At 71.5% G+C, this 26,130-nt stretch carries 29 protein-coding genes and 3 tRNA genes; 13 read left to right on the forward strand and 19 right to left on the reverse strand.

Annotation, left to right across the window (positions count from 1 at the left end; all coding sequences use genetic code 11):
* Positions 1-309: 309 nt before the first annotated feature.
* Positions 310-699: an HNH endonuclease gene (locus AC1DZC_RS09300; RefSeq protein WP_477037725.1), complete on the forward strand. Its 390-nt coding sequence runs from the start codon at positions 310-312 to the stop codon at positions 697-699.
* Here the strand turns inward: AC1DZC_RS09300 and AC1DZC_RS09305 are convergent.
* Positions 696-1,175, reverse strand: coding sequence for a hypothetical protein (locus AC1DZC_RS09305; protein ID WP_477043058.1), 480 nt, complete (start codon positions 1,173-1,175; stop codon positions 696-698). The genes AC1DZC_RS09300 and AC1DZC_RS09305 overlap by 4 nt on opposite strands.
* A gap of 168 nt (positions 1,176-1,343) precedes the next feature.
* Between AC1DZC_RS09305 and AC1DZC_RS09310 the strand changes: the two genes are divergently transcribed.
* Entirely contained in the window at positions 1,344-1,649 is a 306-nt protein-coding gene (locus AC1DZC_RS09310) for a sunset domain-containing protein (RefSeq protein ID WP_477043059.1), read from the forward strand.
* Positions 1,650-1,754: 105 nt separating this feature from the next.
* On the opposite strand, the gene AC1DZC_RS09315 is transcribed toward AC1DZC_RS09310, so the two are convergent.
* Positions 1,755-1,837, reverse strand: a tRNA-Leu gene (locus AC1DZC_RS09315).
* Positions 1,838-2,135: 298 nt separating this feature from the next.
* Here AC1DZC_RS09315 and AC1DZC_RS09320 point away from each other — a divergent pair.
* The 7 genes from AC1DZC_RS09320 to pknB are packed head-to-tail and all read left to right on the forward strand — an operon-like array spanning position 2,136 to position 10,812.
* Positions 2,136-2,846, forward strand: a complete 711-nt coding sequence (locus tag AC1DZC_RS09320) for an FhaA domain-containing protein (protein WP_477037722.1) — start codon at positions 2,136-2,138, stop codon at positions 2,844-2,846.
* 9 nt (positions 2,847-2,855) lie between these two features.
* Positions 2,856-3,350, forward strand: a complete 495-nt coding sequence (locus AC1DZC_RS09325) for an FHA domain-containing protein FhaB/FipA (RefSeq protein WP_477037721.1) — start codon at positions 2,856-2,858, stop codon at positions 3,348-3,350.
* Between the two features lie 3 nt (positions 3,351-3,353).
* Complete coding sequence (locus tag AC1DZC_RS09330) at positions 3,354-4,577, forward strand: Stp1/IreP family PP2C-type Ser/Thr phosphatase (RefSeq protein ID WP_477043060.1); 1,224 nt, start codon at positions 3,354-3,356, stop codon at positions 4,575-4,577.
* Positions 4,578-4,599: 22 nt separating this feature from the next.
* Positions 4,600-6,045 carry an FtsW/RodA/SpoVE family cell cycle protein gene (locus tag AC1DZC_RS09335; protein WP_477043061.1) on the forward strand — a complete coding sequence of 482 codons (1,446 nt, stop codon included), beginning with the start codon at positions 4,600-4,602 and terminating at the stop codon, positions 6,043-6,045.
* Entirely contained in the window at positions 6,042-7,493 is a 1,452-nt protein-coding gene (locus AC1DZC_RS09340) for a peptidoglycan D,D-transpeptidase FtsI family protein (protein WP_477043062.1), read from the forward strand. Before AC1DZC_RS09335 ends, AC1DZC_RS09340 begins: the two co-directional genes overlap by 4 nt.
* Positions 7,490-8,803, forward strand: coding sequence for a serine/threonine-protein kinase (locus AC1DZC_RS09345; RefSeq protein WP_477043063.1), 1,314 nt, complete (start codon positions 7,490-7,492; stop codon positions 8,801-8,803). The genes AC1DZC_RS09340 and AC1DZC_RS09345 overlap by 4 nt, the downstream gene beginning before the upstream one ends.
* Positions 8,803-10,812: a Stk1 family PASTA domain-containing Ser/Thr kinase gene (gene pknB / locus AC1DZC_RS09350; RefSeq protein WP_477043064.1), complete on the forward strand. Its 2,010-nt coding sequence runs from the start codon at positions 8,803-8,805 to the stop codon at positions 10,810-10,812. Before AC1DZC_RS09345 ends, pknB begins: the two co-directional genes overlap by 1 nt.
* Positions 10,813-10,883: 71 nt before the next feature.
* Here pknB and AC1DZC_RS09355 read toward each other — a convergent pair whose 3' ends face one another.
* From AC1DZC_RS09355 to AC1DZC_RS09370, 4 genes are read right to left on the reverse strand one after another with little or no spacing between them, the layout of a single operon-like run.
* Positions 10,884-11,516, reverse strand: coding sequence for an aminodeoxychorismate/anthranilate synthase component II (locus AC1DZC_RS09355; RefSeq protein ID WP_477043065.1), 633 nt, complete (start codon positions 11,514-11,516; stop codon positions 10,884-10,886).
* Position 11,517: 1 nt separating this feature from the next.
* On the reverse strand, positions 11,518-11,679 hold the full coding sequence (locus AC1DZC_RS09360) for a hypothetical protein (protein ID WP_477037714.1): 162 nt from the start codon (positions 11,677-11,679) through the stop codon (positions 11,518-11,520).
* A 10-nt stretch (positions 11,680-11,689) separates the two neighbouring features.
* Positions 11,690-12,451, reverse strand: coding sequence for a class E sortase (locus AC1DZC_RS09365; RefSeq protein ID WP_477037713.1), 762 nt, complete (start codon positions 12,449-12,451; stop codon positions 11,690-11,692).
* Positions 12,448-13,284 (reverse strand): DUF881 domain-containing protein, encoded by an 837-nt coding sequence (locus AC1DZC_RS09370; protein WP_477037712.1) that lies wholly within the window; start codon positions 13,282-13,284, stop codon positions 12,448-12,450. The genes AC1DZC_RS09365 and AC1DZC_RS09370 overlap by 4 nt, the downstream gene beginning before the upstream one ends.
* A 203-nt stretch (positions 13,285-13,487) precedes the next feature.
* Here AC1DZC_RS09370 and AC1DZC_RS09375 point away from each other — a divergent pair, with 203 nt between their 5' ends.
* On the forward strand, positions 13,488-13,736 hold the full coding sequence (locus AC1DZC_RS09375; RefSeq protein WP_477037711.1) for a cell division protein CrgA: 249 nt from the start codon (positions 13,488-13,490) through the stop codon (positions 13,734-13,736).
* Between the two features lie 127 nt (positions 13,737-13,863).
* Here AC1DZC_RS09375 and AC1DZC_RS09380 read toward each other — a convergent pair whose 3' ends face one another.
* Entirely contained in the window at positions 13,864-14,658 is a 795-nt protein-coding gene (locus AC1DZC_RS09380) for a rhomboid family intramembrane serine protease (protein ID WP_477043066.1), read from the reverse strand.
* Positions 14,659-14,731: 73 nt separating this feature from the next.
* A complete protein-coding gene (locus AC1DZC_RS09385) occupies positions 14,732-15,271 on the reverse strand; it encodes a peptidylprolyl isomerase (RefSeq protein WP_477037709.1) in 540 nt (179 codons plus the stop codon).
* A 131-nt stretch (positions 15,272-15,402) separates the two neighbouring features.
* On the opposite strand from AC1DZC_RS09385, the gene AC1DZC_RS09390 reads away from it, so the two are divergent.
* Positions 15,403-16,248: a hypothetical protein gene (locus AC1DZC_RS09390; RefSeq protein ID WP_477037708.1), complete on the forward strand. Its 846-nt coding sequence runs from the start codon at positions 15,403-15,405 to the stop codon at positions 16,246-16,248.
* A gap of 74 nt (positions 16,249-16,322) precedes the next feature.
* Here AC1DZC_RS09390 and hisF read toward each other — a convergent pair whose 3' ends face one another.
* From hisF to AC1DZC_RS09415, 5 genes are read right to left on the reverse strand one after another with little or no spacing between them, the layout of a single operon-like run.
* Positions 16,323-17,117 carry an imidazole glycerol phosphate synthase subunit HisF gene (hisF, locus tag AC1DZC_RS09395; protein ID WP_477037707.1) on the reverse strand — a complete coding sequence of 265 codons (795 nt, stop codon included), beginning with the start codon at positions 17,115-17,117 and terminating at the stop codon, positions 16,323-16,325.
* Positions 17,107-17,727 carry an imidazole glycerol phosphate synthase subunit HisH gene (gene hisH, locus AC1DZC_RS09400; RefSeq protein WP_477037706.1) on the reverse strand — a complete coding sequence of 207 codons (621 nt, stop codon included), beginning with the start codon at positions 17,725-17,727 and terminating at the stop codon, positions 17,107-17,109. Before hisH ends, hisF begins: the two co-directional genes overlap by 11 nt.
* 46 nt (positions 17,728-17,773) lie before the next feature.
* The gene (locus AC1DZC_RS09405) at positions 17,774-18,592 is read right to left on the reverse strand and encodes an ABC transporter permease (RefSeq protein ID WP_477037705.1); all 819 of its coding nucleotides are present in this window, start codon (positions 18,590-18,592) and stop codon (positions 17,774-17,776) included.
* A complete protein-coding gene (locus AC1DZC_RS09410; protein ID WP_477037704.1) occupies positions 18,592-19,419 on the reverse strand; it encodes an ABC transporter permease in 828 nt (275 codons plus the stop codon). The genes AC1DZC_RS09405 and AC1DZC_RS09410 overlap by 1 nt, the downstream gene beginning before the upstream one ends.
* On the reverse strand, positions 19,416-20,342 hold the full coding sequence (locus AC1DZC_RS09415; protein WP_477037703.1) for an ABC transporter ATP-binding protein: 927 nt from the start codon (positions 20,340-20,342) through the stop codon (positions 19,416-19,418). Before AC1DZC_RS09415 ends, AC1DZC_RS09410 begins: the two co-directional genes overlap by 4 nt.
* A 97-nt stretch (positions 20,343-20,439) precedes the next feature.
* On the opposite strand from AC1DZC_RS09415, the gene AC1DZC_RS09420 reads away from it, so the two are divergent.
* Positions 20,440-21,087 (forward strand): GNAT family N-acetyltransferase, encoded by a 648-nt coding sequence (locus AC1DZC_RS09420; protein WP_477043067.1) that lies wholly within the window; start codon positions 20,440-20,442, stop codon positions 21,085-21,087.
* Here the strand turns inward: AC1DZC_RS09420 and AC1DZC_RS09425 are convergent.
* The gene (locus AC1DZC_RS09425; protein ID WP_477037701.1) at positions 21,084-21,332 is read right to left on the reverse strand and encodes an SCO4226 family nickel-binding protein; all 249 of its coding nucleotides are present in this window, start codon (positions 21,330-21,332) and stop codon (positions 21,084-21,086) included. The two genes, AC1DZC_RS09420 and AC1DZC_RS09425, sit on opposite strands and share 4 nt — an antisense overlap.
* Positions 21,333-21,445: 113 nt before the next feature.
* On the opposite strand from AC1DZC_RS09425, the gene AC1DZC_RS09430 reads away from it, so the two are divergent.
* Positions 21,446-24,268 (forward strand): helix-turn-helix transcriptional regulator, encoded by a 2,823-nt coding sequence (locus AC1DZC_RS09430; protein WP_477043068.1) that lies wholly within the window; start codon positions 21,446-21,448, stop codon positions 24,266-24,268.
* Here AC1DZC_RS09430 and AC1DZC_RS09435 read toward each other — a convergent pair.
* The 5 genes from AC1DZC_RS09435 to AC1DZC_RS09455 form a co-directional block, all read right to left on the reverse strand.
* Entirely contained in the window at positions 24,247-24,765 is a 519-nt protein-coding gene (locus AC1DZC_RS09435; RefSeq protein ID WP_477037699.1) for a DUF1990 family protein, read from the reverse strand. The two genes, AC1DZC_RS09430 and AC1DZC_RS09435, sit on opposite strands and share 22 nt — an antisense overlap.
* A 19-nt stretch (positions 24,766-24,784) precedes the next feature.
* Positions 24,785-24,860, reverse strand: a tRNA-Ala gene (locus AC1DZC_RS09440).
* Positions 24,861-24,895: 35 nt separating this feature from the next.
* Positions 24,896-25,015: a DLW-39 family protein gene (locus AC1DZC_RS09445; RefSeq protein ID WP_231505181.1), complete on the reverse strand. Its 120-nt coding sequence runs from the start codon at positions 25,013-25,015 to the stop codon at positions 24,896-24,898.
* Positions 25,016-25,038: 23 nt separating this feature from the next.
* Positions 25,039-25,112: transfer RNA gene (locus tag AC1DZC_RS09450), tRNA-Ile, on the reverse strand.
* 72 nt (positions 25,113-25,184) lie between these two features.
* Positions 25,185-26,027 (reverse strand): DUF3566 domain-containing protein, encoded by an 843-nt coding sequence (locus AC1DZC_RS09455; RefSeq protein WP_477037698.1) that lies wholly within the window; start codon positions 26,025-26,027, stop codon positions 25,185-25,187.
* Positions 26,028-26,130: the final 103 nt, after the last annotated feature.

The following is a 26,130-nucleotide window of genomic DNA, read 5'->3' on the forward strand; positions in this document are numbered from 1 at the left end:
GCGTCGGCAGCGTCCGGGTCGGGGTGGGCAGGTTGTCCCCGCCGTTGCACGCCGCGAGCAGGAAGAGGGCGAGCACGATGCCGACCACGTACGGCACCCGGCGGACGACCTTCTGCGGTGCGCTCACGCGACGCCCCTCTCGGCGGCTTGCGCGGCGACCACCGACGCCGCAGGTGCCGAGGCCGGGAGCCCGGAACGGCGTGGCCCGAACGTAGCGGTCGCGGATCGCCCTGAAAAGGGGTCAGCACCTGCGCGTTCGCCCGCGGTTCGCTCCACGCCGCAGGCCCCGGCGGTACCTACCCTGGCGACATGCCCGCCCCCCGCACCCGCCAGGCGCGCTACGCCCAGCGGCGCAAGCGCCGGATGGCGGCCGTCGAGCACGACCTCAGCCCCGAGCAGTGGGCCGGCCTCACCGAGGCCTGGGGCGGCTGCGCCTACTGCGGCGCCACCGGCGTGCCCCTGCAGCGCGACTGCGTGCTGCCGATCTCCCGCGGCGGCCGGTACACGCTCGACAACATCGCTCCGGCCTGCGGCTCGTGCAACGCGAGCAAGTGCAACGACGAGGTCACCGGCTGGCTGCGGCGCAAGCGGCTCGACGAGCGCGCGTTCCTGCGACGACACGTCGAGATCCAGGCGGTGCTGGCCGGGCGGTTCCGTGAGCCCGTCGTCGGAGCCGACGAGGCTCCGACCAGCGGCTAGGACGGCTCGAACGTGTGCGTCCAGACCGTCGAGCCGTCGGCGTTCAGGTACGTGTACGCCACCTTCTGGGTGGGCCCCACGCCGGCGTTCGACATGCTCGGGAAGACGTCCGTTTCGGCCGTCGACTGGAACGTCGGCAGCATGCTCTCGAAGTACGGGACGGCCTCGGCCGGATCGACCGGCTGCGCGAACCGATAGGTGAACTCGAGCGTGTCGGGGTGGACGGCCGTGATCGTGATCTCGGAGTACGTGCCCGGGGACGTGTCCATGATCGCGGGGATCTGAGGCTGCGCGGCCGCGACGAAGTCGTCCAGCGCCTGCGACGACTCCCCGTCCTGCGCCGGAGCCACCACCTGCGGGGTCATCTCCATCGTGGGCGGCGGTGCTGCCGTCTCGTCCTCGCTCGTGGGCGCGCACGCGGCGAGCACGAACGCCAGCGCGCAGACCGCCGAGAGGCGGGCAACCGTCGTGGTCACGTGGACCCTCCGTCTGTGTCGTCTGATGGGTACTGGATCGTCTATCGGCCCGCACTCTGCGCGTCTTGATGGGCGAGCCGCGACGAACGAGCCCGCGGACGGTCGTCGTCAGCTCTCAAGCCGCCACGCCCGACGGCCGAGATCCTCAGGGTGAACACGACCCGGCGGTTGACCAGAGGAGTGTTCCTGCTGACGGCTGTCCTGCTGGTGGCCTACGTGGGCTGGAGCGCGGAGCCCGCGGGGGACGCTGCACCGCCCCCGGTGGCGGGCGTCGAGGGCCCTGTGGAGCCGGAGGTCGCGCCGGCCGAGTGCCTGATCAAGGGCAACATCTCCCGCAACACGGGCGAGTGGATCTACCACGTGCCGGGCCAGGAGCACTACGACGAGACCGTCGTCGACGAAGCGGCCGGCGAGCGGTGGTTCTGCTCCGAGGCCGAGGCGCAGGCCGCCGGCTGGCGCAAGAGCACGGTGTAGCTCCGCATCGAGACCGTCCGGAGCCGGGCACAGAAAGGCCCGGCAGGATCAGATCCTGCCGGGCATCTCCGGACTGCTGAGCCGTGGTTTCCCACAACCCCTGTGTGCGCGAGGGGGGATTTGAACCCCCACGCCCTTTCGGACACTGGCACCTGAAGCCAGCGCGTCTGCCGTTCCGCCACTCGCGCGCGCCGGAGAACATTAGCACGATGGAGCAGCCCTCCCGAACACGGCTGCCACCCACCGACGGACCGTCGGAACGCCGCCGGAGGGTGCGTGACGAGGCTCCGGCGAGCGCCGCGACGGTCCGTCGGTGCAGGAGCGACCACCGGGCCGCCGGGCCACCCGATCGGGGGTACCGGGCCTCCGCCGCGCGCGAACGCGCCGACATCCGGGTCCGGACGCTTGCGGCCCGGATACCATCGAGTCGAGACACGTGTGCAGGTCAGCACGCGCGGGACGAGCCGACGGACGAAGGAGGTGGGCGTGGGCATCCTCGACAGGTTCGAGAACGGCGTGGAGCGGGTGGTCAACAACGCGTTCGCCAAGGCCTTCAAGAGCGAGCTCAAGCCGCTCGACCTCTCCGGCGCCCTGCGCCGCGAGGTGGACGACCGGGCGGCCGTCGTCGGGCGCGACCGCACCGTCGTGCCCAACGAGTTCACGATCGAGCTGGCCACCGCCGACTACGACCAGGTCGAGTCGTGGGGCGCGGAGGCACTTGCCGACGAGTTCGCGGCGAACGTCACGGACTACGCCGCCAGCCAGCGGTTCGCGTTCGTCGGACCGGTCACCGTGCGGTTCAGCGAGGACACCGAGCTCGAGGCGGCCCGCTTCCGGGTGGTCAGCGCGACGGTGCGCGGAGCGGTGGCACCGGCCGCGGCGACCGCGACGCCGAGCGCGCGGCACCCGCTGGTCGACATCGACGGGCAGCGCTACATCCTCACCGGGCCGGTCACGGTCATCGGGCGTGGGTCGGAGGCCGACATCATCGTCGACGACCCGGGCGTCTCGCGGCGGCACCTCGAGATCAAGGTGACGCCCGACGGCGTGATCGCGAGCGACATGGGATCCACCAACGGGCTCTTCGTCGAGGGCCACCAGGTTCCCGCTGCGACGCTGCTGGACGGCAACACGCTGACCATCGGACGCACGCGGATCCTGTTCTGGACAGGCGGCGAGCCGGACCCGGACGAGTGACGCCGGCGCATGAGTGAGCTGACGATCACCCTGCTGCGGCTGGGTTACCTGGCCTTGCTGTGGGTGCTCGTGCTCACCTCGATCGGCGTCCTGCGGCGCGACCTCTACGGCACGCGCATCACCGACCGTCGTCGCAGGAGCAAGGTCCTGCAGCCCGCCGGGGCGCCGACGGCCCAGCCGACCCCAGCCCCGTCGAAGCCGGCACGGAACACCGGGCCGAGCCGGCTCGTGGTCACCGAGGGTCCGCTGCGTGGCACGATCATCCCGCTCGGGTCGTCGGCGGTCCTGCTCGGTCGCGCCCCCAGCTGCACGCTCGTCCTCGACGACGACTACTCGTCGTCGCGGCACGCACGGATCTATCCGCAGGGTGGCCAGTGGTTCGTCGAGGACCTCGGATCGACGAACGGGACATTCGTGGCGGACCAGCGCGTCGAGGCCCCGACCCCGCTGCCGACCGGTACACCGGTCCGCGTGGGACAGAGCGTGCTCGAGCTGCAGAGGTAACCGGTGACCGTCGCACTCAGATATGCGGCACGGTCCGACGTCGGGCTCGTGCGCTCCAACAACCAGGACTCGGCCTATGCCGGGCCGCACCTGCTCATGGTCGCGGACGGCATGGGCGGGCACGCCGGCGGCGACGTCGCGTCGTCGGTCGCGGTCGCGGCGTTCGCGCCGCTGGACGGGGAGTCGCACGGTTCCGACGACGCCCTGGACCAGCTCGAGGCCGCGCTCGCCGACGCGCGCGAGGAGATCATCCAGCGCAGCGAGACCGACCCCGAGCTCGCGGGGATGGGCACGACGGTGCTCGCGATCCTGCGCGCGGGCAACAAGCTCGCCATGGTGCACCTGGGCGACTCGCGCGGGTACCTCATGCGCGACAAGGTGCTCACGCAGGTCACCACCGACCACACGTTCGTCCAGCACCTGGTCGACATCGGCAGGATCACGCCCGAGGAGGCCGAGGTCCACCCGCAGCGGTCGGTCGTCATGCGGGTGCTCGGCGACTTCGACCCGGACGTCGCCCCGGACCTCTCGGTGCGCGAGGCGCGGCCCGGCGACCGCTGGCTGCTCTGCTCGGACGGCCTGTCGGGGTTCGTCAGCGCGGAGACCATCGAAGAGACCATGGCGACGATCGACGACGTCGACACGTGCGCCGACCGGCTGGTCCAGCTCGCCCTGCGCGCCGGCGGCGGCGACAACATCACCGTGGTGCTCGCGGACGTCATCGAGCTGGACGACGTCGCGGACGGCGAGGGTCCGACGACGCAGGCGTCGGTCGTCGGGGCCGCTGCCCTGACCCGCAACGACCCCACGGCCGCCGACGAGAGCCCGGCGGCCCGCGCGGCGAGCCTGACCAAGCCCGAGGAGCCCGTCGAGGCGGTCGACGACCTCGAGGACGACGAGGAGCCCGAGCCGCGCCGCCGCTGGGGGGTCCTGATCGCGTGGCTGGTCGGGTTCCTCGTGGTCGCGGGCGGCATCGCACTGACGGTCGCCTGGATCAACACGCAGTACTACGTGGGTGTCGACGAGGGCCAGGTCACCATCTTCCGCGGCCTGCCGCAGAACCTCGGCCCGATCGAGCTGTCGACGCCGATCGAGCACTCCGGGACCGACGTGGAGGACCTGCGCTCGGCCTACCTGCGCGAACGCGTCGAGCAGACCATCCACGCCGACTCCCTCGACGACGCCCGCGCCCAGGTCGTCATGCTGCAGGACGACACCGAGTCGTGAGTGCGCGAGTGAGCGGGTCCTGATGGCCACCGTCCAGCCGCACCGCGTGCGCGCGGGTCGCGGCGTCGAGCTGGGTCTCCTGGTGCTCGCGCTGGTCATCGGCGTTGCCTCGTACGCGCTCGTCGGCATCGGCACCACCGACAAGGTGCCGCCCGACGTCATCGAGTACGGCATCGGCATGGCGGTGCTCGCCGTGGGCATCCACCTGGTCCTGCGCTGGCGCGCGCCGTTCGCGGACCCGGTGATCCTGCCGATCACGGTCGCGCTCAACGGCATCGGCCTGGCGATGATCTACCGGATCGACTTCGCCTACGAGGCGCGCGGGAAGACGGCCGGGTTCGCCGACCGGCAGCTCGTGTGGACCGCGATCTCGGTGCTCCTGGCCGCCGCCGTGCTGATCTTCCTGCGCGACCACCGCACTCTCCGGCGGTACACCTACACGGCCGGGGTCGTCGGCCTCGCCCTGATCCTGCTGCCGCTGGTGCCGGGCGTCGGCGTGCTCATCAACGGCGCCCGCATCTGGGTGCGCGTCGGGGGCGTCGGGTTCCAGCCCGCCGAGTTCGCCAAGATCGCGTTCGCCATCTTCTTCGCGGGGTACCTGGTCACGCACCGCGACGCGCTCGCGCTGGCGGGCCCCAAGGTGCTGGGCCTGCACCTGCCCCGCGCGCGTGACCTCGGACCGATCCTCATCGTGTGGGCCGCCTCGGTCGCCGTCCTCGTGCTCGAGCGCGACCTCGGCACCTCGCTGCTCTTCTTCGGGCTGTTCGTCGCGATGCTCTACCTGGCCACCGAGCGGCTGTCCTGGGTGATCATCGGCCTCGGCCTGTTCATCGTCGGCGCCGCCCTCGCGGCCACGGCGTTCTCGCACGTCGGCGCCCGGTTCGACGCGTGGCTGCACGCGTTCGACCCCGCCGTGTTCGACAAGGCGTACGGCGGGTCCGGCCAGCTGGTCCGTGGCCTGTTCGGCATGGCCAGCGGCGGCCTGTTCGGCACGGGCTGGGGCGACGGCCGGCCCGACCTGGTGCCGTTCGCCGAGTCCGACTTCATCGTCGCGTCGCTCGGCGAGGAGCTGGGCCTGACCGGCCTGATCGCGATCCTCATGTGCTACCTGATCCTGGCCCAGCGCGGCTTCCGCACGGCGATCGGGGTCCGCGACGGGTTCGGCAAGCTGCTCGCGGGCGGTCTCGCGTTCATCGTCGCGCTGCAGACGTTCGTCGTGGTCGGTGGCGTGACCCGCGTGATCCCGGTGACCGGGCTGGTCACGCCGTTCATCGCGTACGGCGGCTCGTCGCTGGTCGCCAACTGGGTCATCGTCGCGCTGCTCCTGCGGATCTCCGACGAGGCCCGTCGGCCGGCCCCCAACCTCCGGGTCCCGACGCCGATCGCGGGCGTGCCCGTGGTCGCTGGCACCAGCACCGGCAAGGCGGGCGGCGACCAGCCCACCGAGGTCATCGGCAGGCAGTCGTGAACACCCCCCTGCGCCGCCTCGCCACCGTGGTCATGGCCATGTTCCTCGTGCTCATCGGCAGCGCGACGTGGGTCCAGTACTTCCAGGCCGACAGGCTCAACAACGACTCCCGCAACGTGCGCGGCCTGTACCGCGAGTACGGCAACGCGCGCGGCCCGATCGTCGTCGGCGGGAACGCGATCGCCTTCTCGACGCCCGTCGACGACCCGTACGGCTACCAGCGCCAGTACACCGACGGCAGCACGTACTCGGCCGTGACGGGCTTCTACTCGATCGTCAACGGCAAGTCCGAGCTGGAGAACGCGGCCAACGCCGAGCTCACCGGCCGGGGCGACCAGCTCTTCTTCACGCGGATCCGGGACCTGATCACCGGCCGCAAGCCGGAGGGCGCCGCGGTCGAGACGACGATCAACGCCGCCGCGCAGGCCGCCGCCGTCGCCGGGCTCGGCGACCAGCAGGGTGCGGTCGTGGCGATCGAGCCCTCGACCGGCAAGATCCTCGCGCTCGTCAGCACGCCCGGCTTCGACCCGAACACCCTGGCGACGCACGACACGGTGGCCGCGAGCGCGGCGTACCAGGCGCTCGACGCCGCGCCGGGCAACCCGATGCGCAGCAACGCGATCAAGGAGCGGTACGCCCCCGGGTCGACGTTCAAGCTGGTCACCGCCGCTGCCGCCCTGGAGAGCGGGCAGTACACGCCCGAGTCGACGCTCCCCGCGCCGCGCGAGCTGGACCTGCCGCAGACGACCTCGACCATCGGCAACTTCGGCGGCGGCGGGTGCGGGGCCGACCCGATCACGCTGGCGGACGCGCTGCGCATCTCGTGCAACACGGCGTTCGCGCAGCTCGGCCTCAACGTCGGCGCCGACGCGCTCCAGGCACAGGCCGAGAAGTTCGGCTTCAACGACCCGGGCCAGACCATCCCGATGCTCGTCGTCGAGAGCGTGTTCCCCGACGACCTGAACGCCCCCGAGACCGCGCAGTCGGCGATCGGGCAGCGCGACGTGCAGGCGACGCCGATGCAGATGGCGATGGTCTCCGCGGCGATCGCCAACGGCGGCCGCCTGATGACGCCGTACGTCGTCGACGCCGTGCGGTCCGCCGACCTGACGACGGTCACGACGACGAAGCCGACCCTGTACTCGACGGCGGTGTCGCCCGCGACCGCCGCCGCGCTGACCCAGATGATGGTCGGCGTCGTGCAGTCCGGCTCGGGCACCTCGGCGCAGATCCCGGGCGTGCAGGTGGCGGGCAAGACCGGCACCGCCCAGACGACCGCCGACCAGCCGCCGCACGCGTGGTTCACCGCGTTCGCGCCGGCCGACAACCCGCGGGTCGCGGTCGCGGTCCTGGTCGAGCACGGCGGCAGCATCGGCAACGAGGCCACCGGCGGACGCGTCGCCGCACCGATCGCCAAGGCGGTCATGGAGGCGGTGCTCAACTCATGAAGACGGCACCGGGTGTGGCCCTCGGCCAGCGGTACCAGCTGGTCCGGCAGATCGCGGTCGGCGGCATGGGCGAGGTCTGGGAGGCGCACGACGACGCCCTCGCCCGGCCCGTCGCGGTCAAGGTGCTGCGCTCGGAGTTCGCCGGCGACCGCGGGTTCCTCGAGCGGTTCCGCACCGAGGCCCGCAACTCGGCATCCCTGTCGCACCCCAACATCGCGCAGCTGTTCGACTACGGCGAGCAGGACGGCTCCGGGTTCCTCGTCATGGAGCTCGTCGTCGGCGAGCCGTTGTCCGACCTGCTCGAACGGGAGCCCGTGCTGCCGACCAGGCGGCTGCTGCCGATCCTCGCGCAGACGGCCCGCGGCCTGCACGCGGCCCACATCGCCGGTGTCGTGCACCGCGACGTCAAGCCGGGCAACATCCTGCTGGGCCGCGGCGGACGCGTGAAGATCACCGACTTCGGCGTCTCGCTGGCCCGCAACCAGGTGACCATGACGGCGACCGGCATGGTGATGGGCACCGCCCAGTACCTGTCACCGGAGCAGGCGGTCGGCCACCCGGCCACCCCGCTGTCGGACCTGTACTCGCTCGGGATCATCGCGTACGAGGCCCTCGTCGGTCACCGGCCCTTCACGGGACCGACCGCCGTCGACATCGCGGTCGCGCACGTGAACAACCCCGTCCCGCCGCTGCCCGCCAGCGTGGACAAGCCGCTCGCGGACCTCGTCGTGCGCCTGCTGTCGAAGGAGCCGAGCCAGCGGCCGCAGTCGGGCGAGGAGCTCGCGGCGCTGCTGGACACGCTCGTGCCGCGCACCCCGCCCAGCGGCGTCCCGATGCTCGTGGAGCAGCCCACCCGCACCCCCGACACCTACGCCACGGCCGCGACGCCGATCGCTCCGGCCGCCGCGCCGGCGGCACCGCCCCCGTCGTACCCCCCGCGGCGCACGCGGCGGCTCGAGGAGCCGGCGCCCCCTCGGCGCTCCCACCCGGCCCCTCTTCCGACGAAGGCGGAGCACCGCTGGTCGTGGCCGGTCCTGGTCCTGATCCTCGTGCTCGTCGCGCTGCTCGGTGCGTTCGCAGCGAAGTCGATGCTGAACGCCGACGGGGCCCCGACCGGCACGACTGTGCTGGTCGCAGCCGCACCGCCGGGACCGAGCGACCCGCGCGCGAACACCGCCCGATACGCTTCTGACGGGGGTGGGGATGCGATGATCGGCCAGTACGGCCGTGCCCAGAACGGGCATGCCTCCTACGGGAAGGCCGCGGAACCCTTTCCCGGCACGGCATCAACGGAAGCAGAGGACGCCTAGTGGTGGACGACGGATCACGGATCCTCGCCGGACGGTACGAGGTCGGCGAGCTCATCGGTCGTGGTGGCATGGCCGAGGTGCACATCGGCCACGACACCCGCCTCGGTCGCACGGTCGCCATCAAGATCCTGCGTTCCGACCTGGCCCGTGACCCGAGCTTCCAGAACCGGTTCCGCCGCGAGGCCCAGTCGGCTGCCGCGCTGAACCACCCGGCGATCGTGTCCGTCTACGACACCGGCGAGGACGTGTTCACCGAGCCGACCGGCGTCGTCGCGCACGTGCCGTTCATCGTCATGGAGTACGTCGAGGGCCACACGGTCCGGGACATCCTCCGCGACGGCCACGCGGTGCCCATCGAGGAGGCCGTCGACATCACGGCCGGCGTGCTGTCCGCCCTCGAGTACTCCCACCACGCCGGCATCGTGCACCGGGACATCAAGCCCGCCAACGTCATGCTCACGCCGACGGGCGCGGTCAAGGTCATGGACTTCGGCATCGCCCGGGCCGTGGCCGACTCCGCCGCGACGATGACGCAGACGCAGGCCGTGATCGGCACCGCGCAGTACCTGTCGCCCGAGCAGGCGCGCGGCGAGACCGTCGACGCCCGCTCCGACCTGTACTCCACCGGCTGCCTGCTCTTCGAGCTGCTCACCGGCCGCCCGCCGTTCACCGGCGACTCCCCGGTGGCCGTGGCCTACCAGCACGTTCGCGAGGCCGCGCCGGTGCCCAGCTCGTTCGCGTCCGACGTGCCCGACACGCTCGACCGGATCACGCTCAAGGCCCTGGCCAAGGAGCGCGACGCGCGCTACTCGTCGGCCGCCGAGTTCCGCGCCGACCTCGAGGCCGCCGTCCGCGGAGGCGTCGTCACCGCGCCCGCCGTCGGCGCGGCGGCCGCCGCCGCCGTCGTCGCCGCCTCGGCCGCCGAGTCCACCCAGCTCATGGCCCCGCCGGTCGCACCCACGCAGACCATCCCGGCGGCCACGCCGTGGCAGTCCACCGGCACGCTGGCCACCATGCCCGACGACGATCTCGAGGAGTCGCGGAGCAGCAAGGTGTGGCTCTGGGTGCTCATCGCGATCGCGCTGCTCGCGGTCGGCGGCATCCTGTACCTGCTCCTCAAGGGCGACGGGACGCCGGAGCAGGTGGCGGTGCCGGACGTGACGAACCAGCAGGAGGCAGCCGCCAAGTCGGTGATCGAGGCAGAGGGCTTTGTCTGGGGGACCCCCGTCCAGGCAGCGAGCGACGACGTCGCCAAGGGCGCCGTCATCACGACGGATCCCGCTGCAAAGGCGATGGCCGACGAGGGCTCCACGGTCACCGCGACGATCTCCAGCGGCCCCGGCACGATCACCGTGCCCAACGTCGCGGGCAAGACCGAGCAGGATGCGGTGACGGCGCTGACGGCCGCCGGGCTCACGGTGAACCCGACCCGGCAACCCGAGAACGTCCCGGACTTCCCGCAGGGCCAGGTGACCAAGACCGATCCCGCGGCGGACGCGACCGTCGAGTCGGGAGCCGCGGTGACGCTCTTCGTCTCCACCGGCAACGTCGAGGTCCCGGACGTCACCAAGATGCCCAAGCAGCAGGCGCTCGACACCCTGAACGCGCAGAAGCTCACCGGGAACACCCAGGAGGTGCCGTCGAACGAGGCACCCGGCACGGTCATCGCGCAGGACCAGGCGCCCGGCACGCTGGTCAAGCAGGGTCGGACGATCAACCTGCAGATCGCCATCGCCCCGACGACGACGACCGTCCCGACCGGGCTTGTCGGCATGACCTACGACCAGGCTGTCGCCGCGCTGGCCGGGGTGGGCCTGACCAACGTCGCCAAGGTCGAGGACACGTCCGAGGCGCCGAAGGACCAGGTGCTCCGCACCGACCCGACCGCGGGCACCGAGGTGCCCTTCGACCAGCAGATCAACATCCACGTCTCGAAGGGCCCGACGACTCCGTCAGGCAACGCCGGAGGCGGAGGCGGAGGCGGCGGAGGCGGCAACACCAACCCGTAGCGACATGACGAAGGGGCCGTCCCGGGTGGGACGGCCCCTTCGTCGCGAGCAGGTCCGAAGACCGTTCGAGGCTAGAGCCGGACGAGCGGGTGCAGGCCCGCGGACCGCGCGACGGCCTGGTCGTCGCCGCAGATCTCGAGCCAGTTGGCCAGCAGCCGGTGACCGCCCTCGGTGAGCACGGACTCGGGGTGGAACTGCACCCCGTAGAGCGGGAGCGTGCGGTGCTGCAGGCCCATGATGATGCCGTGGGCGGTAGCGGTGACCTCCAGCTCGTCCGACACCGTGTCGTTCACCACCGCGAGCGAGTGGTACCGCGTCGCGGTGAACGGGTCGGGCAGGCCGGCCAGCACGCCCTCTCCCTTGTGCTCGATCTGGCTCGTCTTGCCGTGCATGAGCTCGGGCGCGTGCGTGACGACCCCGCCGAACACCTCGCCGAGCGCCTGGTGGCCCAGGCACACGCCGAGCATCGGGGTGCCGGTCGCCTCGCAGTCGCGGATGACCTGGATGCTCTCGCCGGCCTCGGCCGGGGTGCCGGGTCCGGGCGAGACGAGGACGCCGTCGAAACCCGAGCGCTCGGCCAGCGGCGGGACCGCGTCGTTGCGCACGACCACGGTCTCGGCGCCCAGCTGGTTGAGGTAGCCGACGATCGTGTAGACGAACGAGTCGTAGTTGTCGATCACCAGAATCGTCGTGGGCCTGGTCATGTCACTCCCCAACTGTCGTCTCGTTGAACGGCATGTGCGGTGCCAGCGCGGGGAACACCCACGCGAAGCAGACCGCCAGGACGGCGAGCGCGAGGACCGCGAGGATCAGCACACGCACGACCGTGGGTCCCGGCAGGTGTCGCCAGAGCCATCCGTACATCATCGGCCCCCCATCATGATGCGCCGCCGTCGTTTTCCGAAACGAGCTCCGCGGGGATCCCGTCCGCAGTCGGTGCCCAGTAGTCGAGCACCCCGTGCACGATGAACCGCTCCCGCGCGGAGAACATCGGGTGGCACGTGGTCAGCGTGATCATGCGCTCGGTCGGGGTCGCGCCGGGATCGCCGGGGACCGGAGCGATGACCTGGACGTCCGACGGCTTCACGATCTCCGTCGACGTGACGCGGTAGACGTACCAGATGTTGTCCGTGGTCCGGATGACGATCGGGTCCCCGACCTGCAGCTCCGCGACGCGGTTGAAGGGCTTCGCGTACGTGGTGCGGTGACCGGCGACGGCGAAGTTGCCGACCCCGCCCGGCATCGCCGTGCCCTCGTAGTGCCCGATGCCCAGGACGTCGAGCACCGTGGCGCGGTCGGTGCCCTGGCTGATCGGGCGCTCGGGCTCCCCGTCCCAGCGCGGCACCTGCATCGTCGCGAAGGTCGTCGCGTGCGGCGGCTCGGCCATCACCGGCGGGTCGTCGTGGCGCGGCGGCGCGATCACAGGTTCGGGAGCGGCGGTGCTGCCGGCGGTGGGCGTGGCCGTCGGCACCGGCTCGAACGGCAGCTCGGCGACGATCTGGGCCTGGGCCCGGTTGCCGACGACGTCCGTCCACCAGAGCTGCCAGACCAGGAAGGCGAACAGCAGGACCCCGATGGTGATGAGGATCTCGCCGATCACGCCGATGGTGCCGAAGACCGCGTTCTTCGCGCGGCTCACGGGGCCTCCGAGACCCGGGCGCGGGCGCGGCTGGACCGGTTGCGCTCGCGCGCCTCGGCGTCGTCGAGACCCGGCAGGATCTCGGTGCCCTCGGGGACCTCCGCGGCCTGCAGGTCGGTGGGACCGGAGTAGGCCGAGAGCTCCAGCGGCGACGACGTGCTCGAGTCGGACAGCGACCAGCCCAGGCCCACGTCGTTCGCGTCCCGGACGTAGGACTGCACGGCGGGCGACGACGACAGGGCCCGGCGGAGGCGGTCGGGGTCGCCGATCGCACGGATGTCGTACGGCGGGGAGTAGATCCGGCCGTGCAGACGCAGCACGTTCCCGGCGCAGTGGATCGCGCTCGTCGAGATCACGCGCTGGTCCATGATCTCCATGGCCTCGGCGCCGCCCGCCCAGAGCGCGTTCATCACGGCCTGGATGTCCTGCTGGTGCACGACGAGGACATCGGGGCTGACGTCGTCGCGACGAGGCGAGTCGGCCGGTGCGTCGTTCAGCCGGACGGTGAGGCCCGGACCCTGCACGGCAATCAGGCCGCTCTCGACCAGGTAGCCCAGGCTCGGCTCGCCCACCTCGGTTCCGGTCTGGGTGTTCTCGGCCGTCGTCAGCCCGAGCACGTCCGAGGACAGGCCGTCGACCTCGGTGGACAACCGCTCGACGCGCTTCTCCTCCGCCATCGCCAGCTCGGCCAGGTCCTGCGGGTGCCGGTCGCCCGACCCGTGCGCGAACTTGGCGTTCGCCGCGAACAGGGCCCCCGACAGGGCGAGCACGAGCGCCACCGACAGGGTCCCGCGCGCGATGAAGCGCCGGGCCCGGTGCGGGTGGTCTGTCATGCTTTCGGCTCCTTGACGGGAATCGACCGCTGCCGAGCGGATGGAGGATGTGCCGGCGCCCACTACGCTAGGTCACGATGTGCCGACTCCGTGACGATGCGGGGCTCGACGCACCAATGATCGCCCGCCCGCCGACCGCGACGTCATCGCGCGGTCTCCTCGTGGTCTGAACGCCACGCACCCGTTGGACAGGAGTACCCGACGTGCCTGAGTCGAGCTCACGCAAGAAGGCTGCGTACATCCCGCCGCCCGAGAAGTCGTCCGGCCCGAAGGTGAACCCGCCGTGGTTCCTTCCGGTGATGCTCACCCTGATGCTCGTCGGGCTCGCCTGGATCGTCGTCACATACCTGACGCAGTCCGACTACCCGATCCCGGGCATCCACCAGTGGAACCTGCTGATCGGCTTCGCGTTCATCATCGGCGGCTTCGGCATGACGACCCGCTGGCACTGAGCGCTCCCCGACACGTCCGACGAAGGCGCCGATCCCACCTGGGGACGGCGCCTTCGTCGTCCCCAGAGGTGCACAAGTCTGTGGATAACTACACCTGTGTAACTTGGGCCGACCGGTCAGGGTCCGATCAGAAGAAGACGTCGAACGACCGGTACTTCAGCACCGCCGCGACGAACAGCGCGACGGCGACGAGAGCCGGCGCGAGGAAGGCCACGAGGGCGCGGCGCTCCTTGGGCGCGTACGCGTAGGCGGCGGCGAGCACGCCACCGATGACCAGTCCGCCGAGGTGGGCCTGCCACGCGATGCCCGTGGCGACGAACCCGATCGCGAAGTTGACGACGATCAGGCCGATGATCCCGCGGTAGTCGCCGCCGAGCTTGTGGGTGACCACGAGGGCCGCGCCGAACAACCCGAACACCGCGCCCGACGCACCCACGCTGAACTGCGCCATCGCCGGAAGGTCCATGGCGAGGAGCACCGAACCGACGGAGCCGCCCACCGCGCTCAGCAGGTACAGGGTCAGGTACCGGCTGCGTCCGAGCGTCTGCTCGAGCATGGGTCCGACGAACCACAGCGCCACCATGTTGAACAGGATGTGCAGGTAGTTCGTCGTGGAGTGCAGGAACGCGACCGACAGGAACCGCCACGGCTCGTAATAGCCGACGGCCGGGGAGAAGATCCAGCGCGCGGTCCAGCTCGGCACCACGAGCTGCAGGACGAAGCTGACCACGCAGAGCCCGATGAGGGTCAGCGTGACGATCGGCCGGCCGGGACGGATGACCCCGCCGAGCGCCGTGCGCTGCGCGGGCAGCGCGCGGGCGGCCTCCGCGACGCAGTCGACGCACTGGATCCCGACGGGCGCCTGCCGCTGGCAGTCGGGACACGTCGGGCGGCCGCACCGCTGGCACCGCACGTACGACACCCGGTCGGGGTGGCGCGGGCAGACCGGCGGCGCGGCCTGCGCGCCGTAGGGGTCGGACTCGCTGATGGTGTTCTCAGTCCTCGATGTCGACGGACTCGATGACGATGTCCTCGACCGGACGGTCGCCGGGACGCACGCGGGCGGTCGCGATCTTGTCGACGACGGCGCGGCTGGCGTCGTCGGCCACCTTGCCGAAGATCGTGTGCTTGCCGTTGAGCCACTCCGTGGCGCCGACCGAGATGAAGAACTGCGAACCGTTGGTGCCGCCGACCTTGCCGGTGACCGGGTCCAGCCGCTTCCCGGCGTTGGCCATGGCGAGCAGGTAGGGCTCGCTGAAGGTGAGCTCGGGGTGGATCTCGTCGTCGAAGTTGTAGCCCGGGCCACCACGGCCGGTGCCCAGAGGGTCACCGCCCTGGATCATGAATCCGTCGATCACGCGGTGGAACACGACGCCCGCGTACAGCGGGTCGGTGCGCTGCGCACCGGTGGTCGGGTCCGTCCACGCCTGGCTCCCCGTGGACAGTCCCACGAAGTTCGCCACCGTCTTCGGTGCGTGGTTCGGGTAGAGCTCGATCCGGATGTCGCCGGCGGTCGTGTGCAGGGTCGCAAACATGCGCCCAGTCTGGCACGCGGCACCCACCCGATCGCCTGTGAACCGCAAATGTGCAGGCCAGCGCTCCTGCGCAGCGGCCCGCACGGTGGCAGAGTGGGAGGTCAGTGCAGCCGACGAGCCGGGAGCCCGACATGCCGTTCACCAAGAGCCGCCCGAACATCGACGTCGATACGGAGAAGATCAAGGACCAGGCAGCCGACCTGGGTGCCGCGATCGCCGACGCGGCGAAGAGTGCCAAGGACACCGCGGGTGTCGCCGCCGGCAAGGCGGGCGAGGCGGCCGTGCAGGCCAAGGACTGGACGGCGCCCCGCGTGGAGGCGTTCGTCGACTGGCTCCTGCCCCGCGTCGAGCACCTGTACAAGGAGTCCGTGAAGGCCGCCGCGCCCAAGGTCGAGGCCGCTGCCGACGCGGCGGGTCCCGCCATCGACACCGCGCACGACAAGCTCGTCGAGGAGGTGCTGCCCAAGGTGGTCGAGGCGCTGCACCAGGCGGCGTTCAAGGCCGGGGAGCTCGCCGAGAAGGCGGCCGACATGGCTGCGGACAAGGCCGCCGTAGCGAGCGCGGCCGTCGCCGCCGCGGCCGCGGAAAAGACGAAGAAGAAGCACACGGGCGCCAAGGTGTTCTGGCTGGTGGCGGCCCTGCTCGCCGTCGGCGCTGGCGTCGTCGCCTGGAGCCGGTCACGCTCGACCGTCGACCCGTGGGCCGAGCCGTGGGAGCCCGTCGAGAGCGGGGACGTGCACGGCCGCGTGGCCGACGCCGCGGACGCGGTCGGGGAGGCCGCGGGCAGTGCCGTCGCGGGAGCCCGCAAGGCAGCCAGCAAGGTCAGCGAGGCCGCCGGGTCGCTCGCCGAGAAGGCCTCGGACGCCACCGAGGACCTGACGGAGAAGGTTGCCGACGCGACCAAGAAGGTCACGCGTCGCACGACCAAGCCCGCCGCCACGGACGAGGCTCCCGAGGAGACCACCCCCGGCGCCTGATCGCGCAGGAACGCAGAACGACCCCCGGGATCCGTCGGACCGGGGGTCGTTCTCTGTCTTCTGGCCGTCTGGGCTCAGGCGCTGTGCACGGGCCGGACGCGCTCGCCCAGCTCGCCCAGCTGCTCCTTCATCTCCTCGACCGTCAGGTTGTGCTCGACCCGCGGCGAGTAGAGCATCGAGCTCACGATGGCGCCGGTGGCACCGATCGCGAACGCGTCGCTCACGTGGCTGACCAGCCCGGCGCCGCCCGAGGCGATGACGGGCAGCGAGACCGCCTCGGTGATCAGGCCGGTGATCTCCAGGTCGTAGCCCTCGCCGGTGCCGTCCCGGTCGATGCTGTTCACGACGATCTCACCGGCACCGAGGTCCTGACCCCGGCGGGCCCACTCGACCGCGTCCATGCCCGTGAACGTCCGGGCGCCGTCGATCGCGATCTCGTACCCGCTGGGGATGCTCGCCGTCTTCTCCACGCGCTTGACCTGCATGCTCAGCACGATGCACTGGCGGCCGAACTCCTTGGAGCCCTGCGTGATGATCTCGGGCTTGCGCACCGCCATCGAGTCGATGCTGATCTTCTCGGCGCCGGCCCGCAGCACCAGGTGCATGTCCTCGAGCGAACGGATCCCGCCGCCCACGGTCAGCGGAACGAACGTGCGGTGCGCGATCCGGCGGACCATGTCCAGGTCGATCTGACGCTTCTGCGCGCTGGCCATGATGTCGTAGGTGACGATCTCGTCGACGTCGTCCCGGTAGAGGCGGTCGGCCAGCTCGGCCGGGTCACCGACGTCGATGTTGTCCTGGAACTGCTGCGCCTTGGTGACCCGCCCGTCCTTAACGTCGAAGCAGGCGATCAGCCGGTTAGCGAGCAACGGACACCTCCAGGTCGCAGAAGGCCTTGAGCACCTGCAGGCCGGCCCGCGCGCTCTTCTCGGTGTGGAACTGCGTCGCCATGATGTTGTCCTGCGCGACAGCGGCCGCGAACGGCTGCCCGTAGGTGGTCACGCCGACGAGCGCATCTGGGTCGCTCGGGACCGCGTAGAACGAGTTGACGAAGTAGTAGTAGCCGCCGGGCGTGAACGACCGGGCGAACGGGTGCTCGCCGCGGACCTCGACCGTGTTCCAGCCCATGTGCGGGACCCGGACCTCGGTGTTGTCGAACTCGCGCACCGTGCCCTTGATCCAGCCCAGGCACTCCTGGTCGTCCTCGGCGCTGTGCTCGAACAGAACCTGCAGGCCGACGCACACGCCAAGGAAGCCCTGCTTCTCACCCAGGACCTTCTCGGTCAGGTGCCCGACCCAGCCCTCGTCGGCCAGCGACTCCATGGTCACGCCCGCGGATCCGACCCCCGGAAGGACGTACTTGTCGACGTCGTCGCACTCGGACGGCTTGGCGACGAGCTTGTGCGGGACACCGAGGTGGCCGAGCGCGTAGGCCACGCTCTGGGAGTTCCCGGTGCGGTAGTCGATGATCCCGATCACTGCTCGATCCTAACGTCGTGGGCGATTCGCCCAGGAGCGGCGTCCATCAGCCGAGGAACATGGTGCGCAGCCGTCTCGTCGTGAAGGTCAGCCCGAGCGCGATCATCACGACGAAGTACGCGACGTGCTGGAGCATGTCGGGGTCCAGCACCCCGAGGGTCAGGCCGCGCACGAGCTCGACGGCCTGGTAGAGCGGGAGCGCCTTGACGATGCCCTGCAGCCAGCCCGGGTAGACGGTCACGGGGTAGAACGTGGCGGAGAACAGGAACATCGGGAGCATGACGAAGTTGATCCAGTCCATCTGCTGGAAGGTCTTCAGGTAGCTGGTCACCGCCATCCCGAGGCTCGCGAACCCGAACGCCACGAGCAGCACCGCGGGCAGGGCGAGCACCGCCGACCAGGCGAGGTTCAGGCCCATGACCTGCATGACCGTCAGGAACCCGACCGCGTAGGCGCCGCCGCGCAGCAGGGCCGTGAGGATCTCGCCGAGCGCGACGTCCAGCGGCCCGAGCGACGTGGTGAGCATCGCGTCGTAGAGCTTGCCGAAGTGCATCTTGAAGAAGACGTTCCACGTCGAGTCGTAGACCGCGCCGTTCATCGCGCTGACCGCGAGGAGCGCCGGGGCGATGTACGCGGCGTACGACACCGACCCGCCCGAGGGCAGCTCGACGTCCCCGATGTAGGTGCCGAGGCCGACGCCCATGGCGAAGAGGTAGAACACCGGCTCGAAGAACCCCGAGAGCATGATCGGCCAGTTGGTGCTGCGCGTCGCCTGCAGCCCGCGCGCCACGACCGACCGGGCGTTGCGCGCGTAGAGCGCACCGACGCTGCCCGCGCGACGCGTGACCTCGGTCTCGACGGCCATCAGCGCAGCCTCCGTCGGAACACGCGGTGGGCCAGCACCCAGCCGACCGCCGCGTACGCGACGAGCACCGCGTAGTGCCATGCGACCGGCCAGCTCCCCGGCGGCAGGCCGTACGACATCGAGCGCCCGATCTCGCTGGCGTGCCACAGCGGCGAGATCCAGCCGATGGACTGCAGCCACAGCGGCAGGACCGTCAGCGGGAAGAACGTGCCCGAGAACAGGAACAGGGGCGTGAAGATGAAGCGGTTGACGAGCGCGAACTGGCCCTTGTCCTCCGTGATCGACGCCGAGTAGGCCATGAGCGGGAGCCCGAACGCCATGCCGCCGAGCACGCCCACCAGCGGCATCCACGCGGCACCCCACGGATCCCCGACAGCGCCGAAGGCGACCATGAGCAGGTAGTACGCGGTCGTCGTGAAGAGCATCCGGAAGAACACGGACAGGATCAGCCCGTTCGCGATCTGCCCGGGCTCGATCGGCGAGGCGTTCATGCCCCAGAAGATCCGGCGCCACTTGAACCCCGCCATCACGACGAACGTGAACTCGTCCGTGGCGACCGTGACCCCGGACGTGGCCAGCAGCGCCGGCGCGACGAAGAGCAGGTAGCTGACGGGCCCGTTCGCACCGTCGGCTATCGGCTGGTCGAGGAACGTCGCCAGGCCGAGCCCGATGCCCAGCAGGTACACCGCCGGGCTCCCGATGCCCGTCATCACGATCGTCCAGCCGTAGGCGCGCATGCCGCGCAGCTGGTGCTCGGCCACGTACCAGGTGCCGAAGCGGCGTGTCCTGGTCGTCAGCTCTTGCTCCTGGTCCTGGTCGAGGGTCATTCGATCAGGCTCCGCCCCGTCAGCCGCAGGAACACGTCCTCGAGGCTGGACCGGCGCACCAGGCTGGTGGTCGGGCGCAGCCCGAGGTGCGTCACGCGCTCGAGCACCGCCTCGCCGTCATCGGCGTACAGCAGCACCCGGTCGGGGAGCAGCTCCAGCCGCTGCGTCAGCCCGGCCATCCGCTCCGCTGCGGCCGCGTTGTGGTCGGACCCGAACCGCAGCTCGACGACCTCGCGCGTCGAGTACTCGCGGATGAGGTTGGCAGGGCTGCCCTCGGCCATGATCCGGCCCTTGTCGACGACGACCAGGCGGTCGCAGAGCTGCTCCGCCTCGTCCATGTAGTGCGTGGTGAGCACGAGCGTCGTGCCGCGCTCCTTCAGCCGGAACAGCCGGTCCCACAGCACGTGCCGCGCCTGCGGGTCGAGGCCGGTCGTCGGCTCGTCGAGCATCAGGATGCGTGGCTCGTTGATCAGCGCCCGCGCGATCGTCAGCCGTCGCTTCATGCCGCCGGACAGGTCGTCGACCTTGGCCGTGCGCTTGTCCTCCAGCTGCGCGAACGCCAGCAGCTCGTCGGCGCGCTTGCGGACCACCGCCCGTGGGATGCCGAAGTAGCGCCCGTAGACGATGAGGTTGTCGCGCACCCGCAGCTCGGTGTCGAGGTTGTCCTCCTGCGGCACCACGCCCAGCAGCGACCGGATCTCGGGCCCGTGCGTGTCCGGGTCCCGGCCCAGCACCCGCAGGTCGCCCGCGGTCCGCGCCGAGACCGCGCCGATCATCCGCATGGTGGTCGACTTGCCCGCGCCGTTGGGACCGAGCAGCCCGAACGACTCGCCCGCGGGCACCTCGAAGTCGATCCCGTCGACCGCCGTGAAGTCCCCGAACCGCTTGGTCAGGCCGGTCGCGGAGATGACGGGAGCGCTCACAGCCCACCAACGTAGACGTGACCGCCGACAGCCGCAGAGCGGATATCCGGTCCGATTCCCCTTGCGTGCTCGAGCGCGAGCCCGACAGCCTTCTGCGATGACCTCCCTGGTGGACCTCTGGCCCGTCGCCGGCCTGCGCGTCACGTGCGGCGAGCTGTCGCTGCAGTTCCTCGACGACGACCGGGTCGTGGCGCTCGCCGCGCTCGGCGGCGAGGGCATCCACGACCCGGCCACCCTGCCGTTCAACAACCCGTGGTCCAAGGGCACGCCGATCGAGGTCGCGCGCAGCATCCTGACCTACCAGTGGTCGGCGCGCGCCAAGGTCGACCCGGAGAACTGGCAGCTCGAGCTGGCGCTCGTCCGCGACGGTGAGGTCCTCGGCGTCCAGAGCGCCTTCGCCAAGGCGTTCCCCGTCGCCCGCTCGGCCGAGACCGGCTCGTGGCTCGGTCGTCGACACCAGGGTCAGGGCATCGGCACCACCATGCGGCTGATGATGCTGCACCTGCTGTTCGAGGGCTTCGGCGCGGAGGTCGCCACCACCGCCGCGTACGCGGACAACCCCGCGTCCCAGGCCGTCACCCGGCGGCTCGGCTACACGCCCAACGGTGTCGAGCGCGCCTCCCGGGAGGGCGCCCTCGTCGAGAGCCGGAACTTCCTGCTCACCCGCGCCGACTGGGCGAGGCAGGAGCGCCCGGACGTCACCCTGGACGGCGTCGCCCCGGTCCGGGAGCTCCTCGGCCTCTAGACCTCGACCGACACCTCGTACACGGCGTCGCACGGGTGGCCGGCGCGGTCGTGCACCCGCATGAGGGCCTCCTTGCTCGGGCCGTTGGACAGGCAGAACACCTTGCCCGACTCCGGGTCCAGCCACGCCCGCTCGAACGACATCCCCTCGTCGGCCTGGACGTCCAGGTCCGCCTGGTGCGCAGCGGCCAGCTGCTCGGGCGTCACGCCGAAGAATCCCTCGTGCACATCCATGAACGTCGCCATCGTCCCTCTCCTGTCCGGTTGTCCTGACGCGTCCAGGGTCCCGACGACGACACCTCCACCGCATCGGTCGAACGCCCTATCGCGGTCCCGAGCCTCCGCATAGATTCGTTGCCATGGCCTCCGGTCCGGGCGGCGTGCGCGTCTCGCCCGTCATGCTCGGGCGCGACGACCTCGTCGCCGTCGCTGCGCGCAGGCGGTCCGCGGCCGCGGACGGCGAGGGACAGCTGCTCCTGCTCGCCGGGGAGGCGGGCGTCGGCAAGACCCGGCTCCTCGACCACCTCTGCTCGACCGCCAGGGACGACGGCTGGGACGTGGTCCGTGCGGCGGCCTTCCCGCGCGACGTCGAGGTGGTGGCCGGCCTGCTCCTCGACCTCGGCGACGAGGTCGCGCGCACCGATCCGTCGCGGGGCGACCGCTTCGCGCGGGCCGTCGCGGACGGGGCGTCGCCCGGAGCCGCCGACGCCCGACGGCGCACCCTCGTCGGCGACCTGTCGCTCGCTCTGGCCGCCCTGGGGGACGGGCCGCGTCCGGTGCTGCTCGCCCTGGAGGACCTGCACTGGGCCGACGAGATCACGCTCGACGCGCTCGAACGTCTCGCCCGCCGGCTCGCGGGCCGGCCCATGTTCGTCGTCTGCACGTTCCGGACCGACGAGCTCTACCCGAGCGTGCCGACCCGGCGGTGGCGGTCCCGGATGCTCACCCAACGCCTCGCCGAGGAGCTGCGCCTGCGCCGGCTCGACCGCGAGGACACCGGCGCGATGGTGGCCGCCATCACCGGCGCGACCTGGGACGTCACCGTGCTCGACGCTCTCTACGAGCGCAGCGACGGGATCCCGTTGCACGTCGAGGAGCTCATCGGCGCCGGAGCGCTGGTTCCGGACACCCTGGCCGACGCCGTCCTCGGTCGGGCGGCGAGCCTGACGCCGGACGCCTGGTCGCTCGCCTGCACCGCGGCGGTGATCGGGCGCTCGTTCGACGTCGACCTCCTCGTCGCGATCACCGGGGAACCCCCCACCGACGTCGACCGCGAGCTGACCGAGCTCGTCGACCAGTTCCTGGTCCTGCCGCGCGACGACGCCGGCACGTTCATCTTCCGGCACGCGCTCATCCGCGACGCCCTGGTGGAGAGCATCCCGCCGCTGCACCGTCGAGAGCTGCACGCGGCCGTCGCCGCGGGGGCGGCGGGTCTGGGGGACGCCTTCCTCAGCGACCAGTACGAACGTGCGCGGCTCGGCGACCTCGCGCACCCGCACGCCCTCGCCGCGGCCCGGCAGGCTGCCGCCGTCTCGGCCCACCGGGAGGCCGAGGGCCTGTACGAGCGCGCCTTGCGCACGGCCCCGTCCGACCTCCCGCCGCGTGACCGCGCCGCCCTGCTGGCCGAGCTCGCCGGCGAGCTCGTCGCGATCGACGAGAACGGTCGCGCGGTCGAGCACTACGAGCAGGCGCAGGCGCTGTGGGTCTCGCTCGGTGACGTGACCGCCGCGGCGGCCGTGGCACCCGCCGTCGCCGCCGGCCGGCACCTGCTCGGGGCCGACCTCGACGAGCGGACCCGGCTGCTCGACGACGCGGCCGTCGGCGTCCGAGATCCGGCCGTCCTCGCACACCTCGAGTCAGCGCTCGCGGCCGCGTACATGCTGGACCGACGTCTCGACGAGTCCATCGAGCACTCGACCAGGGCGCGCGCGCTCGCCGCCGGCCTCCAGCAGACCGCCACGACGCTCGACATCGACGCGACCCTCGGGTCAGTGCTCGTGTTCGCCGGCCGGGGCGACGAGGGGTGGCCGCTGCTCGAGCAGGCGGTCCGGGCCGCGGAGGCGCAGGGGGCGGAGGCGGCCGCCGCCCGGGGGTATCGGATGATCGGCTCGAGCGCCTCGGTGCTCGTCGAGTACGACCGCGCGCGGCAGTGGCTGACCGAGGGCATCGCCTACTCCGAGCGCGTCGAGCGGTGGAACGACCGCCACTACATGACCGCGCACCTGGGCCATGTGCACTGGGCCACCGGCGACTGGACCGGTGCGGACGCGCTCGTCCGGTCGGCCCTGCGGGACGGGGACCACGGCCTGACCACGCGGATCACGACGTTGCACGTGCTCGGCTACCTGGCGATGGGGCGGGCCGACCTGCCGGCGGCGCGGGACCGGCTCGACGAGGCGCGTGCGCTGGGCGAGCAGATGCGCGAGCTGCAACGAATCTCGCCCGCCCTCTGGGGTCTGGCCGAGACCGCCCTGCTCGCCGGCGACACGACGGCGGCCGTCGACTGGTGCCGACGCGGGTACGCCGCGTCCCGCGAGGTCGACGACGCCGCCTACCTGTTCCCGTTCGTGGTCACGGGGACGCGGGCGCACCTGCTCGCGGGCGATCGTCCCGGTGCACGCGCCTGGGTGGAGGCGACGTCCGCGCTGCTGCGCCGGCGCGCGGTCCCCGGCACCCTGCCCGCGCTCGACCATGCGCGCGGTCTGGTGGAGCTCGCCGACGGACGAACGGGCGCGGCACGGGAGGCGCTGGAGACCGCGTCGCTCGCCTGGCACGAGCGCGGGCGGTTCTGGGAGGGCACGTACGCGCTGCTCGACCGGGCGCAGTGCGCGTTGCGCGCGCGGCGGTCGGCTGAGGCCGCCGAGCTGGCCGGGCGGGCCCACGACGCGGCAGCACCCCCCGGGGCGACCGCGCTGGTCACGCTTGCCGACGACATCCTCGCCCGCGCCGTGCCCGACGGTTCTGCGGGCCCGCTCACGGCCCGGGAGACGGAGATCGCGGCGCTCGTCGCGGCCGGAGCGACGAACGTGCAGATCGCGGCGACCCTCACCATCTCGCCGAAGACGGTCGGCGCCCACGTCGAGCACATCCTCACGAAGCTCGGCGCCGCCCGTCGCGCCGAGATCGCCGCCTGGTACGCGTCGACGAGCAACGCCGCAGGTCAGCGCAGTGCGCGGCCGTAGCGACGCCGGAAGAGCCTCTGCGCGAGCAGCACCGCCGGGTAGGCGGCCCGCCACCGGCCAGGCCCCGGCCGGGTCAGGGACCGAAAGATGAGCCAGACGGCACCGTCGGCGTCCCGGTGCACGATGAAGGCCTCCTCGCCCGAGACCGGGTGCCCGTCGAGCGTGCCGTAGGCGAAGCCGCACCGGTCCGGTCGATCGACGACAGCGATGACCTTGACCGGCTCGCGGACCGTCACGGGTCCGAGGTGCGCCGTCAGCCAGCACCGGTCCGCACCGGTCACCCGGCCCGCGGGTTCGACGGTGAAGCCGCTGCGGGTCTTGACGGCCCACTCGAGCACGGCGGCCGACCGGTCGGCCCAGTCGGCGTCACCGAGCCCGACCTGAACCGTCCGCTGGTACGCGCGAAATCCCGCGGGCTGGTCGGCCCAGATCCACTGGCCCGGCCGTGTCGCGCCGACGGCGTCGTACGTGAGCGCCCGATCAGCGAGCGGCCTCACGACGACGCCGCGAAAGGAGTGGTGGAGCCAAGGGGACTCGAACCCCTAACCCCCTGCTTGCAAAGCAGGTGCGCTACCAATTGCGCCATGGCCCCGTTCCCCGACCAACCGTGGGGACGAGCCGATCCCGTCACTCGAAGGTGTCGGTGACCTCGGCCCACAGGTCGCGCTCGTCGCGATCCTGGGTGTACTTCTGCCAGACGACGAACGCTGCGGCGGCAACCGCCACGAGGAGCAGGAGCTTCTTCATCGGGTTCCCCCACGGGTCGGGAGTGGGCCTAACAGGACTTGAACCTGTGACCTCTTCCTTATCAGGGAAGCGCTCTAACCGTCTGAGCTATAGGCCCGTGCAATGCCGGATGAGACTACCCCAGGGCCGGGGTCAGTCCCAAACCGGCGATCCAGCAGGGGTACGACGCTCAGTCGTCGGTCATGGTCACGTGCACGCCGCCCACCAGCGCGGCGACGATGTTGTACAGGAACGCGCCGATCGTAGCGAGAGCCGTGAGCAGGAACACGTCGACGACGGCGATGAGCATGGAGCCCGAGACGACGCGACGGAACTCGACGTACTGCTTCACGTCGATCGTGCTCTCCTGACCGGTGATCTGGGTGACCAGGTCGTCGATCTCCGCGAAGACGTGCATCTTGTCGAGCGTCAGCCAGACGACAACGACCGCGACGACGAGCATGATGCCGATGGCGACCGAGAGGAGCAGCGACAGCTTCATCACCGACCACGGGTCGATGCGGGAGATCGCCAGGCGCACGCGGCGAGGACCGCCGTGGGCGGAGACCGTCGGGATCCGCCCGCTCGACGGGCGCGGGTTCTCGCTCGGGGCGGTCGGCCGCGGGGCAGCGGGCTTCGCCGCGGGGGCGGTGGCGGGAGTCGCAGTCATCGTCGGATCCTCGGAACGGGGGCGGGTCAGGGACGCGAACGCCGCGGTGGTTGCCACCCCGGCCTTCTTGAACCACGCCGTGGTGGCGTCCACTGCCACCATCATCGGGGACGGAACGTCCTCCTCGGACTCTTCAGCGGGTGATGTCGCCTGAACGGGTTCCTTCTCCGGCGGGACGGTGACCCCGTCGCCGAGCCGGATCGACGTCTTGGTGGTGCCCGTCGAGGTGGCGGTCCGGCCCGTGCCGCCGGCCGAGCTGCCGGAGCTGCGGCCGGCCGACGTCGACGTGCGCGGCGGCGGCGGCGCGACGGTCGGAGGCAGCACGGCGGCCGACGAACCGTTGGAGCCGTTCGACGTGCTCATGGTGGGCACCTGGACCGACGCGTCGTCGGACCCGTTCCACGCAGCGTTCGTCCCTGTCCGCACGGGTGACGACGTGGTCTGCCGGCCTGTGGAGGCCGGGGAG

The sequence above is a fragment of the Cellulomonas sp. P2_B4 genome, assembly GCF_056404795.1.

Coding starts and splice junctions, on each gene's coding strand:
- AC1DZC_RS09300 (WP_477037725.1), top strand. CDS start 310: ATGCCCGCCCCCCGCACCCGCCAGGCGCGCTACGCCCAGCGGCGCAAG.
- AC1DZC_RS09325 (WP_477037721.1), top strand. CDS start 2,856: ATGAGTGAGCTGACGATCACCCTGCTGCGGCTGGGTTACCTGGCCTTG.
- AC1DZC_RS09335 (WP_477043061.1), top strand. CDS start 4,600: ATGGCCACCGTCCAGCCGCACCGCGTGCGCGCGGGTCGCGGCGTCGAG.
- AC1DZC_RS09345 (WP_477043063.1), top strand. CDS start 7,490: ATGAAGACGGCACCGGGTGTGGCCCTCGGCCAGCGGTACCAGCTGGTC.
- AC1DZC_RS09355 (WP_477043065.1), bottom strand. CDS start 11,516: ATGACCAGGCCCACGACGATTCTGGTGATCGACAACTACGACTCGTTC.
- AC1DZC_RS09360 (WP_477037714.1), bottom strand. CDS start 11,679: ATGATGTACGGATGGCTCTGGCGACACCTGCCGGGACCCACGGTCGTG.
- AC1DZC_RS09370 (WP_477037712.1), bottom strand. CDS start 13,284: ATGACAGACCACCCGCACCGGGCCCGGCGCTTCATCGCGCGCGGGACC.
- AC1DZC_RS09385 (WP_477037709.1), bottom strand. CDS start 15,271: ATGTTTGCGACCCTGCACACGACCGCCGGCGACATCCGGATCGAGCTC.
- AC1DZC_RS09390 (WP_477037708.1), top strand. CDS start 15,403: ATGCCGTTCACCAAGAGCCGCCCGAACATCGACGTCGATACGGAGAAG.
- AC1DZC_RS09405 (WP_477037705.1), bottom strand. CDS start 18,592: ATGGCCGTCGAGACCGAGGTCACGCGTCGCGCGGGCAGCGTCGGTGCG.
- AC1DZC_RS09410 (WP_477037704.1), bottom strand. CDS start 19,419: ATGACCCTCGACCAGGACCAGGAGCAAGAGCTGACGACCAGGACACGC.
- AC1DZC_RS09420 (WP_477043067.1), top strand. CDS start 20,440: ATGACCTCCCTGGTGGACCTCTGGCCCGTCGCCGGCCTGCGCGTCACG.
- AC1DZC_RS09425 (WP_477037701.1), bottom strand. CDS start 21,332: ATGGCGACGTTCATGGATGTGCACGAGGGATTCTTCGGCGTGACGCCC.
- AC1DZC_RS09430 (WP_477043068.1), top strand. CDS start 21,446: ATGGCCTCCGGTCCGGGCGGCGTGCGCGTCTCGCCCGTCATGCTCGGG.
- AC1DZC_RS09445 (WP_231505181.1), bottom strand. CDS start 25,015: ATGAAGAAGCTCCTGCTCCTCGTGGCGGTTGCCGCCGCAGCGTTCGTC.
- AC1DZC_RS09455 (WP_477037698.1), bottom strand. CDS start 26,027: ATGAGCACGTCGAACGGCTCCAACGGTTCGTCGGCCGCCGTGCTGCCT.